Source organism: Rathayibacter oskolensis, assembly GCF_900177245.1.
Lineage (GTDB): Bacteria > Actinomycetota > Actinomycetes > Actinomycetales > Microbacteriaceae > Rathayibacter > Rathayibacter oskolensis.
In genome coordinates, this window is the sequence record NZ_FXBM01000003.1 from 234,340 (window position 1) to 247,389 (window position 13,050).

Below are 13,050 nucleotides of genomic sequence, written 5' to 3' on the forward strand. Positions count from 1 at the left end.
CCCCGGCACTTCCCGTCGGGCGCGGCCGGGGGGCAGAAGCGGGAGAGTGGCCGGGGTTCGCAGCGAGGTCGGTCTCGGTACGCCGCCTGCGGCGGCTGCTCGACCAGGAGGCGTCGACGCCGGCGGTCCTCCCGCGTCGCGCCGGCGGCTACTCGGCGGGGGTGCTCGACGAGGTGGGCGTCCTCGTCGCGGACGGGGTCGGCGTTGGGGCGGGGGCGTCGACCGTGACGGTCAGGGTCGGGGAGGCGGCCGACTCCGTCTCGCCGCAGATGACGGTGTAGGTGACGTCGATGGTGCCCGCCTCCGGGCCCGCCTGGATCGTGGCGGTCGTCGAGTTCGACGGGTTGGTGCTCGTCACCGCCGCGCCCTCTCCGGAGACCGTGGTGCGGTACCCGGTGACCGACGTGCCGCTCGGGCACTGGTTGTAGTTGCTCCAGGTCACGTTGAAGACGGCTCCCGTCGCGACGCTCGACGCGGCCGGCGTCACGGTCGGGACCGCGCTCGGCGCATCGGGGACGGCGACCTCGGTGTAGGTGGTCACCACGATGGTGGTGCCCTTGACGACGTTGGCGGTCGGATTGACGTCTTCGACGAGCCCGACCTGGTCGGCGGAGGCGGCGCTCGAGCCGTCCTCGCGCGAGACGCCCATGCCGAGCTCGGTGAGCTCGGCCTGCACCTCGTCGAACGGGCGCCCGACGTAGGCGGCCCGGTCGATGACCTCGGTGCTCGAGGTGGGGGTCGGCGTGGGAGTGGGGGTCGGTGTGGGAGTCGGGCTCGGAGTCTGGCTCTGCGTGACGCTCGGCGTGGGATCGGCCTGCGTCCCGCCTCCGGTCGTCAGCGCGAAGATCGTGCCGGCGATCACGACCGCGAGGATCACGATCAGCGCGAGCAGCGGCCAGGTCCACGGGCTGCGCTTGCGCGGCTCCTCGGCCGCGAGCGGGGCGTCCTCGACTCCCACCAGGGCGCCGACGCCGAGGGCCGTCGTCGCGTTCGAGGGGAGCACGGTGGTGGCCTGCGTCGAGCCGGGGGCGGACGGCAGGACGGTGGTGGCCTGCGTCGTCGGCAGATCCCCCGCCACGGCGGGCACGGCGAGGGCCGCGCCCCGGACGTCGCCGGAGCGCAGGGCCTGCGCGGCGCGGGCGAGGTGCGCGGCGGTCGCCGGCCGGTCGGCCGGCTTCTTGGCGATGCAGGAGTAGACGAGGTTCCGCACGGGCTCGGCGACCGTGACCGGCAGCTCCGGAGGCGTGTCGTTGATCTGAGCCATGGCGATCGCGACCTGCGACTCGCCCGTGAACGGGCGGCGCCCGGCCAGGCACTCGTAGGCGACGATGCCGAGCGAGTAGATGTCGGTGGCGGGCGACGCGGGCTGACCGCTCGCCTGCTCCGGGGAGAGGTACTGGACGGTGCCCATGACCTGACCGGTCGCCGTCAGCGGCACCTGGTCGGCGATGCGCGCGATGCCGAAGTCGGTGATCTTGACGCGGCCGTCGGGCGTGATCAGCAGGTTGCCCGGTTTGACGTCGCGGTGCACGAGACCCGCGGCGTGGGCGGCGTGCAGGGCGAGCGCGGTCTGCGCGACGATGTCGAGGACCTTGTCGGTCGAGAGGACCCGCTCGCGCTCGAGGACGGTCGAGAGCGCCTCGCCGGGGACGAGCTCCATCACGAGGTAGGCCGAGCCGTCCTCCTCGCCGTAGTCGTAGACGTTGGCGATGCCCTCGTGGTTCACGAGCGCTGCGTGACGCGCCTCGGCGCGGAACCTCTCGAGGAAGCCCGGATCGCCGAGGTACTCGTCCTTCAGGATCTTGATCGCGATGGTGCGGCCGATCACGAGATCGGTCGCCTGCCACACCTCTCCCATGCCGCCGATGGCGATCCGGGACTGCAGCTCGTAACGTCCCCCGAAGGTGAGCCCTGTGGTGGGTCTCATTTGTTCAGCACCGCCTCTAGTACCTGTTGTCCGATGGGTGCGGCGAGGAGATTGCCGTACCCGGTCTGGCCGAGCCCCCCGCCGTCCTCGACGAGGACGGTGATGGCGTACTGCGGGTCGTCCGCAGGCGCGAATCCGGTGAACCAGAGGGTGTAGGGGTCGTCCCCGCCGTTCTCGGCGGTGCCGGTCTTACCGGCCACGGTGACGCCCCCTATTGTTGCATTCGTCGCCGCGCCGTCCTCGACGCTGGCGACCATCATGGCCTTCACGGCGTCCGCCGTCTCCTGGCTGACGGCCCGCCCGAGGGACCTCTCCTCGAACTGCTGCAGCACGCTCAGATCCTGCGAGCGGATCACGTCGACGAGACTCGGCTGCATGACCTCTCCGCCGTTCGCGATGGCCGCCGAGACCATCGCGATCTGCAGCGGGGTCGCCCGGACCTCGTACTGGCCGAAGGCCGTGAGGGCCGTCTGCGCGTCGTCCGTCGTCTGCGGGTAGGTGCTCGCCTCCACCGACATCGGGATCTCGATCTCGGTGTCGAACCCGAACTTCTCGGCCTGCCCGCGGATCGCGTCGGCGCCCAGCTCGACGCCCATCTCGGCCATCGGGACGTTGCACGAGAGCGAGACCGCCGTCGCGAGCGTGACCGTGTCTCCGGAGCCGCAGAGCCCGCCTCCGGAGTTCGTCACCTGCGTGCTCGTCCCGGGGAGGGTGTAGGCCTGCTGGTTCGGGAAGCTCGACTCGGGAGTGAAGCGGCCCGACTCGAGCGCGGCGGAGGCGACGACCAGCTTGAAGACCGAGCCCGGCGGGTTCAGGGATCCGCCGATGGCGCGGTTCACGAGCGGCTCCGAGGAGTCGTCGTTCAGCGCCTGGTAGGCCGCGAGCACGTCGTCGGTGTCGTGAGAGGCGAGCGAGGTCGGATCGAAGGTGGGCTTGGAGACCATCGCGAGGATGCGGCCGGTCGCCGGCTCGGTCACCACGACGGCGCCGGTGTAGTCGCCGAGCGCGTCGAACGCGGCCTGCTGAGCGACGGGGTCGATCGAGAGCTCGACGGAGGCGCCCTTCGGGTCCTGGCCGGACACGAGGTTGTCGATCTCGTCGAAGAACTGCGAGTCGGAGGTGCCGGAGAGGTAGTCGTTGAGCGAGCGCTCGATGCCGGTCGTGCCCTGGTTGAGGGTGAAGTAGCCCGTCACCGCCGAGTAGAGCGGGCCGTTCGCGTACTGGCGCTGGAACTTGTAGACGTCGTCGGACGGCGTCGACGAGGCGATCGGCTCGCCGCCGACCAGGATCGCACCGCGCTCGGTCGAGAAGCTCTCGTAGAGCGTGCGGGTGTTGCGCGCGTCGACGGACAGCGCATCGGCCTGCAGCACCTGGATGGTGGTCGTCGACAGGAAGAGGGCGACGAACATGGCCAGGACGACGAAGCTCACGCGCTTCAGTTCTCGGTTCATGACTGTTCCGGATTCATCGACGGATCACACCACCAGACGAGGCTGATTGCGCACTGTGTCGGACAGGCGGAGCAGGACGGCGACGATCATCCAGTTCGCGACCAGCGACGAGCCGCCGGCGGCGAGGAACGGCGTCGTCAGGCCGGTGAGCGGGATGACCCGGGTGACGCCTCCGATCACGATGAAGCACTGGAGGGCGATCACGAACGAGAGCCCGACGCCCAGCAGACGGCCGAAGTCGTCCTGACCGGCGAAGCCGATGCGGAAGCCCCGCGAGACGAGCAGGAGGTAGAGGCCGAAGATCGCGAAGAGACCCGCGAGGCCGAGCTCCTCGCCGAGGCTCGCGATGATGTAGTCGGACTGGGGGACCGGGGTGATGTCGGGCATGCCCTGACCGAGACCGGTGCCGAGGAGGCCGCCGTGCGCGAGTCCGAACAGACCCTGCACGAGCTGATAGCTGCCTCCGGGGTCTGCGCTGTAGCGCTCGCTGCTGAACGCGTCGAGCCAGTTCGCGAAGCGGTTGCCGACGTAGCCGAGCGTCTGGCTCGCGATGATCGCACCGCCGAGGAACAGGCCGACGCCGATCAGGACCCAGCTCGTGCGCCCCGTGGCGACGTAGAGCATCACCAGGAACAGGCCGAAGTAGAGCAGCGCGGTGCCGAGGTCGCGCTGGAAGACGATCACGGCCATCGACACGGCCCAGACCACGAGGATCGGGCCGAGGTCGCGCAGCCGCGGGAAGCGCATCCTGAGGAAGGTCGTGCCGACCATCGAGAGCGAGTCGCGGTTGCGGACGAGGTAGCCCGCGAAGAACACCGCGAGCGCGATCTTCGCGATCTCGCCGGGCTGGAAGCTGAAGAAGTCGCCGATCCCGATCCACACGCGGGCCCCGCTGACCTCCTTGCCGATGAAGGGGAGCAGCGGCAGCAGGAGCAGCACGATCGCGGCGAACCCGGCGACGTAGGTGTAGCGGAAGAGGACCCGGTGGTTGCGGATGACCAGCAGCACCACGATCGCCGCGACGACGGCCAGCGCGCTCCAGATGATCTGGCGCACCGCGACCGACTCCCAGCCGGTCGCGCCGTCGGCGATGTCGATGCGGTAGATCTCGGCGACGCCGAGGCCGTTGAGGACGGTGGCGATGGGGAGGAGGAAGGGATCCGCCTCCGGAGCCGCGAACCGCAGCACCACGTGCACGACCAGCACGAGCGCCGACAGTCCGGCGCCGAGCGAGACGAGCGTGGTGTCGATCGCGCCGAGAGCGCCGAGCTGCACCAGGAGGATCGCGGAGGCGTCGATCAGGCACGCGCCGAGCAGGAGGAGCAGCTCGAGATTGCGCAGGCGCTGCTTGAGCACGCGCGGGCGCTCTCGCTTCGGCGTCTCGAGTCGGGGGGCGGTGGCGGTCACGGTGCTCCGTTCGCGTCCGTCAGGCGCTCGACGATGTCGACCGCGCCGGCGTAGGAGTCGGCGCTGATCGTCTGCTCGAGCTGCTCGACGTCGTACTCGCGGAGGGAGTCGACCGGGATGCCGGTGTCCTCCTTGACCGAGGAGAGCGAGAGCGGGCCGACCGACTGCTGGATGCCCTGGTAGATGATCACGGTGTCGCCGTCGGTCCCGACGTAGAAGCGCGACTGGGTCCAGTCGTAGGCGAGCAGGACGCCGAGGAACCCGGCGATCAGCACGAGCGAGAGCCCCACCAGCCAGGTGATCCGGCGGCGCAGATGGCGGCGGCGGTCCTCCTCGATCAGCTCGTCGAGGTAGTCCTCGGAGGCCGGCTCGAAGTGGGTCGGCCCCTGCGCCGCGGGGGCGCGGGTGTGCAGGCGGAGACCCGGGATGCGGATCCGGTTCTGCGAGTCGTCGGTGCTGATGGGCGTCGGGGCCGCCGCGGAGCCGACCATCACCGGCTCGGGGCTCGGCTCGAGCATCTGCGCGGTGTCGTTCTCGCCCGGGACGTCGAGGATCACGACCGTGACGTTGTCGGGTGCGCCGTGCGAGAGGCTGTCGCGGATGAGCCGGTCGGCCACCTGCTGCGCGGACTCGCTCCGCGAGAGCTCCTTGAGGATCTCGTCGTGCGGCACGACTCCCGAGAGTCCGTCGGAGCAGATCAGCCACCGGTCGCCCGGCTCGGTCTCGAGGGTCAGCGTGTCGATCTCGGGGTTGGTGTGCACGTCGCCGAGGACCCGCATGAGGACGGAGCGGCGCGGATGCGTCATCGCCTCCTCCTCGGTGATGCGCCCGGAGTCGACGAGGCGCTGCACGAAGGTGTGGTCGGTGGTGACCTGCTCGAGCTTGCCCTCGCGCAGCACGTAGATGCGGGAGTCGCCGATGTGGGCGATCGCGACCGACTCGCCCACCCGCACGATCGCGCTGACCGTCGTGCCCATGCCGGTCAGCTCCGGGTGATCGATGACCGCCTCGGCGAGCAGGGTGTTCGCCGCGAGGAGGGTGCGCTTGAGCTCGTCCTCGGCCTCGTAGGTGGAGGCGTAGCGGCGGTCGGCCTCCGCGATGCGCTTGATCGCGATAGAGGAGGCGACATCGCCTCCCGCATGACCGCCCATGCCGTCGGCGACGACGAAGAGCTGGCGCCCGGCATAGCCGGAGTCCTGGTTGTTGGAGCGGATCCGCCCGACGTGCGAGACGGCGGCGCTCTCACGCACGGCGCCCGACTCCGCGGCGCTCTCCCGGGTGGATGCCACGCGCTACGACCGCCGCAGTTCGAAGGTGGTCGTGCCGACCTTGACGGGGGTGTTCAGCGGCACCTTCGTGGGCGCGCCGACCCGCCGGCCGTCGAGGTAGGTGCCGTTGGTCGAGTCGAGATCCTGGATCATCCACTCGTCATTCCAGATCAGGAGGCGGGCGTGGTGCGTCGAGGTGTAGTCGTCGCGGATCACGAGCGCCGACTCCGCGGAGCGGCCGATCGTGAGGGGCTCGCCGTTCAGCTCGAGCTCGGTGCCGCGCTTCGGGCCCGAGGTGATGACGAGGCGGTGAGCGGTGTGGACGGTGGCCACGCCTCCCGAATCGGTGCGCTCGGCCTGCGTCTCGCGGGGGCGCCTGGCGGAGGGGGCGGCGGGCTGCTGCGCGGCGGCGGCCGGCGCGGGGGCGACGACGGGCTGCGCGGCCGTGACGAACGGGGCGTCGTTCTGACCGGCGGGCTGCTGGGCGCCCGCGGGCAGCTTGCGCACCCGCTGCCCGAAGAGATCGGAGCGCAGCGCGTAGACGATGCCGAACACGAAGAACCAGAGCAGCGCGAGGAACGCGATGCGCAGGATGAAGAGGGTGAGCTCGCTCATAGCCGGTCGTCCCAGAATCCGTCGGAGGAGCGCCCGGCCGGACCGGACGACGAGCGGGGGGCCCGCGCGGGTGCGGAGCCCTGGACGACGCGGAAGACGATCCGCGTGCGGCCGATCGAGATGGTCTGCTCGGGGGAGAGGGGAGCCTGGGTGACGGGCTTGCCGTCGAGCTTGGAGCCGTTGGTCGAGCCGAGGTCGTGCACCTGGGCGCGGGTGCCGTCCCAGAGGATCTCGACGTGCTTGCGGGAGGTGCCGGAGTCGTCGATGGTGATGTCGGCGTCGCTGCCCCGGCCGATGACCGTGCGGGCCTTCGTGAGGGGGTAGCGCTTGCCGTCGATGTCGAGCACCGGCGAGTAGGCGACCGTGCCCTTGACGCTCCGGGAGTCGACCTCGACCATCCCGTCGCTCAGCGACTCGTCCGCGGCCAGGGAGATCTCGATGGGGCCGGAGAAGCGGTAGCCCTGCTTCTTGGCGTGCTCGGTCGCCACCGTGGTCAGCTCGTCGATGAGCGTCGAGCCGAGCCGCTCCATGCGGTCGAGGTCGGCGGCGGACATGCGCAGTGCGAGGCGGTTGGGGACCAGGATGCGGTCGCGGCTGACGACCGCGGCGGTGGTGTCGAGCTCCCTGCGGAGCGCCGACGCGAGCTCGACCGGCTGCAGCCCCGACTTGAAGGTCCTGGCGAACGCGCCGTTGACGACGCGCTCGAGTCCCTTCTCGAAGTTGTCCAGTATGCCCACGGTCTTCTTCCGGTTCATCGCCTCTCGGCGGCCACGCTCGGATCGGGGTGTCTGTGCGCCCCTCGCCGAGTCCGATCTGGTCTGCGCCGCGCACGGCTACGGGCATGTTACTGGGATGCTCTGGACGCGGGCTCCTCCGAGGGGTTTCGGAGTGCGGCGCGGGGTGCGGTGCACCGTCGCTGCCGCGGTGCACGCCGATGTGCGGAATCCGGCGTGCACGGCCGCATCGAGCGTGCACGGGGTGAGCGGAGAGGCCGGCGGTGCGGCTGCCGGGCGCGGGGTGCTAGTCTTTCTCGTCGGCGCTTCGGTGCCGTGGTGAGCGCGAGTGGCGGAATAGGCAGACGCGCACGGTTCAGGTCCGTGTGCCCGAAAGGGCGTGGGGGTTCAACTCCCCCCTCGCGCACCAGCAGTGGACAAGCCCCCAATCGGAGATCCGGTCGGGGGCTTCGTCGTCTTCGCGTCGCGGACTGGACGGCCGACGAGCGCTCTGCCGTCCGGGCGCGGGCGCGAGCCGTCTCAGGAGTCGCCGCGCACGCTGCGGACGCGGGCGGTGCGCGGGTAGGCGGCCGGATCGCGGGGGCCCGCCTCCGGGAACTCGAAGAGGTCGATCATCAACTGCAGCGGGTAGGCCAGGGTCTGCTCGACCGTGTGCACGAGCGCGCCGTCGACGGAGAGGGCGACGCCCGCCTCCGACCACTCGGCGGCGTAGCGGTGCGGCTCGGCGGTGTCGATCGGCAGATCGAGGTCGACGATGTCGGTGCGGAGCCGCGGATCGTTGACCGCCTTCACTCCGAGGCGCACGGTCGAGCGGCGCTCGCCGCGGAGGGAGCCGAACAGCTCGGCGACGGTGATCTCGCCGGAGTCGTCCGGACCGGACTCCTCGACTCCGACCAGCCAGATCGCGAGCATGCACGCCGGGTGAGGGCTCGCCTCGAGCACCGCCTCGACCCGGCCGCTGCGGGGAGTCCACCACCGCCGGGTCGGCACCTCGGTGCGCACCCGCAGCCCGGGGAGGTGGCGGTGCGTGCCCCGATCGGAGCCGACCGGCCCGGAGAAGGAGCCGGTCTGCAGGTTCGAGACGCGCATCGGGCCGTCCTCGTCGCGCCAGGCCGGCTGGTCGGCGTCGATGCGCAGGAGCAGACCGTCGCCGTCGAGGTCGTAGCGGGCCCGGGAGCGCTCGGGAGTGGTCCACTGCGGCAGGTAGTGGTCGACCCAGCGCTCGGGATCCAGGCGCCCCTCGTCGAATCCGTCGGTGAACACGGCCGTCAGCGCGGTGCGGTCGACGGACCGTCGAGGAGGAGGCAGGCGGTGGACCACGCCGAGAAGACAGCGGGGGGCCGATCGCCGAGATCGCTCGCGGCCAGAGCGCCGACCTCGGTGGTCAGCTGCAGGAGCAGGCAGGTCGTCACCAGCTGGCGGGAGCGGTCGCGACCCAGCAGGCCGGAGGTCAGGAGGGCGCGTTCCTCGTCACCGCTCGCGCGCGGCAGCCAGACGTCGACGGCGGTCGTCAGCCACGGGTCGCCGAGGGGGGAGCTGAGGTCTCCGGTGGCCAGCGCATCCCAGTCCACCCTGTCGAGGGCGGCCAGGCGCTCCTCGATGCGCCGGCCGCGGGTCGTCGCGTCCCGCGCCTCCTGGCGGGTGCGCTCGCGCTCGCGGCGCCGCTCGGCGGCCCGTGCCAGCACGCGTTCGAGGCGCTCGTCCGTCGCATCGACCACCACCCGCCGATGGCGGCGGATGTCGAGGAGGATCTGCGGCAGCGTGATCGCGCGCTCCGGCGGGACGCGGGTGATCTCCGCCCCCACTCCGAACCGCTCCACCAGATCGGCGGCGAACGACGGCAGCACCACCCACACCTCCCGCGGCCGCGCGGCCAGCTCGGCGTCGATCAGTCGCAGGCCCCTGCGGTCGCCGCACGCGACGGCGAAGGACGGCACCGACGCGGAGCGGGCGCGGAATCCGGCGACCATGGCCAGCTCGCCCTCGTCCGGCCCCTCGGACACGTTCTCGTGGAACACCTTCGTGGTGCCCGACCACAGCAGCAGCACCGCTCCTTCGGCAGGGGGGACGGTCGACACCGACATCTCGGGGGCCGGCGCGCGCGCGAAGCTCGTCCGCCGGTCCGCCTCCTCCGACGCGAGACCCGCGTAGAGCGCCCGGACCGCCTGGTCGGCGGGCTTGCCGTAGCTGCGGACCGCCCCGACGGGCAGCTCGGTCGTCAGAGCCGTCCAGTCGATCAGATCCGCCAGCAGGCGAGCCAGCCGAGCGCTCGCGCCGCGCACGTGATCGGCCTCGTCGAGGTCGTAGAACTGGGACTGCACCGAGCTGATGTCGGCCCTGGTGCGGGCGAGCCTCCGCGCGAGCTTCTGCCTCTCCTCCGTCACCTCCGGCTCGGCGCCCTCCTCCTGCTCCGGATCCTCCGCCGGAGGAGTCGCGCGGAAGCCGCGGAAGATGTTCTCGGTGTCGAGGAGGAGCTCGGAGAGGCCCGTCATCGCTCGTCGCCGAGGTCGAGGCCCGCAGCCCGGAGCTCGGCGAGGAAGGGGTCGGCCCAGGCGCCCTCGGGCACGGTTCCCCGCGAGACCGCGCGACGCGCCTGGTCCACCCGCGCGTCGACGACGGCGGCGATCGCGGCCCGGTCGGCACTGCGCTCGGCCTCGCTGCGGGGCGTGAATCCGTCGGCCCCGACCGCGTCGCTGTAGACCGTGACCAGCACCTCCGACAGCCGAGCCGTCGCGTCGAGGTCGGTCTCGCCGTCGTACCCGCCCGCCACCGCGGTCAGCGCGACGCCCGCCACCAGACCGTCGCCGTAGTCCACGCGCGCGAACAGGCCGCCCAGCGGGAGGCGCCGCTCGACCGCTCCCGCGTCGGCATCGACCATGACCCGGAACTGCCGCCGGCCGTCGAACTCGAAGATCTGCCAGCGCACGGCGTCGTCCTCCGCCGAGACGACCCGGGGCGGCACCGCCAGCGGATCCACCGACGCCGAGCCGCTGAGATCTGCACCGCCCGCAGACCCGAAGCGGTCGGCGGAGGAGCCGGAGGAGGCCCGCATCGCGCGCTCGTCCACCGGGATCGTGAGCAGCTCGAGGTCGAGATCGTCGAGCTCGCGCGCCACCAGCTCGTCCTCGCGACCGGCGCGGGCTTCGGCCTCGGCCAGCTCGGCGTAGCCGTCGGAGTCGGGGTCGCCGCTCTCGAGGAGTGCGTGCGCCGCCCGCTGCAGGATCGAGTCGGCGTAGACGAGCAGCGGCCTGCCGCCCAGCAGCGACTGGTGCCGGAGGCGCAGCGCCCCCAGCGGCGCCACCTGGGGCTCGAGCAGGAGACGGGCGAGCGCGTCGTCGTCACCCAGTGCCACCTCGCAGTCGAACGCCACATCGCCGGCCTCGACGTCGAGCAGCCAGGCGGGCAGCTTCGGGATGGTGTCGGTGCGGGTGGGCCACCAGCGGCGCAGCCACAGAGCGAGACCGAGGCGGAGCAGGGTCGCGCGCAGCGGGTGAGCCGCCTCCTCCGGGGATCGGGTGATCGGTTCGGAGCCGGCCGTCGCCGCGGATTCGGCCACTTCGGCGCCGAGAACGAGCGGGAGCCACCACATCGCCGCGTCGAGGTCGTGGATCACGGCGCGCAGGTCGGGTTCGGGCTCGTCGACCGCGAAGGCGACGTGCCCGCCGCTCAGGGCGACGAGCGTGTGGCGGCGCTCGAGCGAGGCGGGGAAGCCGACGGGGGCGACGACCACCAGGTCGCCGTCACGGCTGATGAGCAGTTCTGTCATGATCCGATCCCGATTCCTGGGGGTGTGTCGCGGCCCATCGCCGTGCGTATCTGCAGTGCTGCCAGCTCGAAGGGCACGGTCGGGAACCCCGCCCGCTCCGCCTCGAGCGACCACGCCGCCCACCGCTCCGCTGCGCCGGCTCGCGCCGCCGCGTCGGGCGTCGGCGCCCCCACCACCAGCACGAACCGGTCGACCTCGTCGTCGCCGACCGTCTCGCGGGCGACACCGAGGGTCTCGGCCGTCGCCGAGACGATCGGCAGGTCGGGACGAGGGCCGGCGGGGAGCCGTGCCGGGTCGTCCGCCGTCGCCGTCGACGGGTAGCCGTCACCGCCCGGGCCCGAGCCGTCCGGTGGGCCGCCCGGGGCGCCTCCGGTGACGCCCACCAGGTTCACGGCCTGCTTGAGAACGTCGTCGGTGCGCTTCTTCGTCGAGACGAAGGCGGCGTGGATGCGGGACCACGCGACCTCGCCGGTCGGCGGAGTGGACGAGGTCAGGCCGAGCCGCAGCACGTGGGTCCACAGGCGGCCCGCGTAGTAGGGCCCGGCATCGCGGAGGTAGGCGCGCACGATCGGGTTGCGCACCTGATCGCCGTAGGTGCTGAACGCCCGCGACACCACCGCGCGCCACGACACCACCATCTGCCGATAGCCGCCGACGAGCCGATCAGCGGGGTCCGCCGCCTCCGAGGCCGTCACCAGCGTCCCGCCGCCGTCGTCCCAGGTGGCGCCCGACATCGCGGACATGCCCGTGGCGAGCATCGCGCGGGACCACGACTCCGGAAGGCCGTAGACGCGCGTCGACGCCCCGATCACCCTGCGGAAGGCGTCCTCGGCCGTGAGCTCGGGCGGGAACCTCGCGTCGTTGTCCTTGACGACGCGGAAGAGCCGGGAGTGGATGCTCGCGTCGAGCGGGTACGCGGGCGTGGCGCGCAGGTCGTCGCCCGCCCTGCCCGCGACTCCCGGAAGCGCTCCGGTGAGCGCCGGCCGGACCGGCGCGGATCCGCCGGTCAGCGACAGGCTCGCGGCCGGGGACCACTGCCGGGAATCGGCCGCCGCGACGAGAGCCCGCCAACGCTGCTCGCCCGCGTCCGACACCACCGTGACCACGCGGTCGGTTCCGTCCTCGACGGCGAGGGTGCACTGGTTCACGAACCTCTCCAGCGCGGCTCGCCACCCCGCGTCGTCGCGTGCGCGCGCATCCCTCTCGGCGGAGGTCGCCTCGCGGACTGCGCCGCCCTCCTCCACCCACCCCGCGGGGAGGCCGTCGACGGATCCGCCGGCCCACGCCTCCTCGAGGAGCATCGTCAGCTCCTGGGCGTGATCCCTCACGGCGCGAGCGAGGTCGGTGCTCCGGATGCCGTGCCGCGCCAGCGCCCGACCTCTGATCGACAGCGCCTCCGACGCCCGCCGGGCCAGAGCCGCGGGCTCCAGCGTCCAGGGCTCGGGAAGCTCCTCGGCCAGCGCGACAGCAGTCGGAGCGGTGACGGCGGCCGCATCGTCGCGGATCACGCGCTCGAGCCTGTTGGCCTCGATCAGGGCCGCCCACCAGACCGCCGCCGCCCGGAGGGAGGCGCGCCCCTCGACCAGGAGCGCACGCACCTGCTCGGCGGCGTCGTCCGACAGCACGGTCCTCGGCGAGCTGAGCGCGGTCTTGCTCAGCACACCCGCGAGCACCGGCGGCAGCAGGTACTCCCGAGCGCTCTTCGTCGGCTGCCCCAGGGACCCGGTGAACGCGCGCAGCTGCAGCACCTCGGGCGCCGAATGGGGCCAGACCTCGGCAAGGACGGACGTGAGCAGCACAGCGGTGATCCCGACGAAGTAGTGGTCGACTGGTGTCAATCTAGCGGCACACCCCGTCGCCCGCGTGGTCCCCGTCGAGACCC

Annotated in this window: 10 protein-coding genes and 1 tRNA gene; 1 reads left to right on the plus strand and 10 read right to left on the minus strand. The window is 72.1% G+C overall.

Going from position 1 to position 13,050, the window contains the following annotated elements; genetic code table 11:
• Positions 1–148: 148 nt before the first annotated feature.
• The 6 genes from B9Y99_RS16165 to B9Y99_RS16190 are packed head-to-tail and all read right to left on the minus strand — an operon-like array spanning position 149 to position 7,405.
• Complete coding sequence (locus B9Y99_RS16165) at positions 149–1,927, minus strand: protein kinase domain-containing protein (RefSeq protein WP_085477652.1); 1,779 nt, start codon at positions 1,925–1,927, stop codon at positions 149–151.
• Complete coding sequence (locus B9Y99_RS16170) at positions 1,924–3,378, minus strand: peptidoglycan D,D-transpeptidase FtsI family protein (protein ID WP_085477653.1); 1,455 nt, start codon at positions 3,376–3,378, stop codon at positions 1,924–1,926. Before B9Y99_RS16170 ends, B9Y99_RS16165 begins: the two co-directional genes overlap by 4 nt.
• A 24-nt stretch (positions 3,379–3,402) precedes the next feature.
• A complete protein-coding gene (locus B9Y99_RS16175) occupies positions 3,403–4,785 on the minus strand; it encodes an FtsW/RodA/SpoVE family cell cycle protein (RefSeq protein WP_085477654.1) in 1,383 nt (460 codons plus the stop codon).
• Positions 4,782–6,074, minus strand: coding sequence for a Stp1/IreP family PP2C-type Ser/Thr phosphatase (locus B9Y99_RS16180; RefSeq protein ID WP_244275008.1), 1,293 nt, complete (start codon positions 6,072–6,074; stop codon positions 4,782–4,784). The genes B9Y99_RS16175 and B9Y99_RS16180 overlap by 4 nt, the downstream gene beginning before the upstream one ends.
• Before the next feature lie 3 nt (positions 6,075–6,077).
• The gene (locus tag B9Y99_RS16185) at positions 6,078–6,668 is read right to left on the minus strand and encodes an FHA domain-containing protein FhaB/FipA (protein ID WP_085477655.1); all 591 of its coding nucleotides are present in this window, start codon (positions 6,666–6,668) and stop codon (positions 6,078–6,080) included.
• Entirely contained in the window at positions 6,665–7,405 is a 741-nt protein-coding gene (locus B9Y99_RS16190; RefSeq protein WP_085477871.1) for an FHA domain-containing protein, read from the minus strand. The genes B9Y99_RS16185 and B9Y99_RS16190 overlap by 4 nt, the downstream gene beginning before the upstream one ends.
• Positions 7,406–7,724: 319 nt before the next feature.
• Here B9Y99_RS16190 and B9Y99_RS16195 point away from each other — a divergent pair.
• A tRNA-Leu gene (locus B9Y99_RS16195) sits at positions 7,725–7,811 on the plus strand.
• A gap of 110 nt (positions 7,812–7,921) precedes the next feature.
• Here B9Y99_RS16195 and B9Y99_RS16200 read toward each other — a convergent pair.
• Genes B9Y99_RS16200 through B9Y99_RS16215 form a run of 4 tightly spaced genes read right to left on the minus strand, consistent with a single transcriptional unit; the run spans position 7,922 to position 13,006 of the window.
• Positions 7,922–8,722: a glycoside hydrolase family 16 protein gene (locus B9Y99_RS16200; protein WP_208856998.1), complete on the minus strand. Its 801-nt coding sequence runs from the start codon at positions 8,720–8,722 to the stop codon at positions 7,922–7,924.
• Positions 8,671–9,894 carry a hypothetical protein gene (locus tag B9Y99_RS16205; RefSeq protein ID WP_085477656.1) on the minus strand — a complete coding sequence of 408 codons (1,224 nt, stop codon included), beginning with the start codon at positions 9,892–9,894 and terminating at the stop codon, positions 8,671–8,673. Before B9Y99_RS16205 ends, B9Y99_RS16200 begins: the two co-directional genes overlap by 52 nt.
• Entirely contained in the window at positions 9,891–11,168 is a 1,278-nt protein-coding gene (locus tag B9Y99_RS16210; RefSeq protein ID WP_085477657.1) for a hypothetical protein, read from the minus strand. Before B9Y99_RS16210 ends, B9Y99_RS16205 begins: the two co-directional genes overlap by 4 nt.
• Positions 11,165–13,006 (minus strand): hypothetical protein, encoded by a 1,842-nt coding sequence (locus B9Y99_RS16215; protein ID WP_085477658.1) that lies wholly within the window; start codon positions 13,004–13,006, stop codon positions 11,165–11,167. Before B9Y99_RS16215 ends, B9Y99_RS16210 begins: the two co-directional genes overlap by 4 nt.
• Positions 13,007–13,050: the final 44 nt, after the last annotated feature.

Coding starts and splice junctions, on each gene's coding strand:
- B9Y99_RS16205 (WP_085477656.1), bottom strand. CDS start 9,894: ATGACGGGCCTCTCCGAGCTCCTCCTCGACACCGAGAACATCTTCCGC.
- B9Y99_RS16185 (WP_085477655.1), bottom strand. CDS start 6,668: ATGAGCGAGCTCACCCTCTTCATCCTGCGCATCGCGTTCCTCGCGCTG.
- B9Y99_RS16210 (WP_085477657.1), bottom strand. CDS start 11,168: ATGACAGAACTGCTCATCAGCCGTGACGGCGACCTGGTGGTCGTCGCC.
- B9Y99_RS16165 (WP_085477652.1), bottom strand. CDS start 1,927: ATGAGACCCACCACAGGGCTCACCTTCGGGGGACGTTACGAGCTGCAG.
- B9Y99_RS16170 (WP_085477653.1), bottom strand. CDS start 3,378: ATGAACCGAGAACTGAAGCGCGTGAGCTTCGTCGTCCTGGCCATGTTC.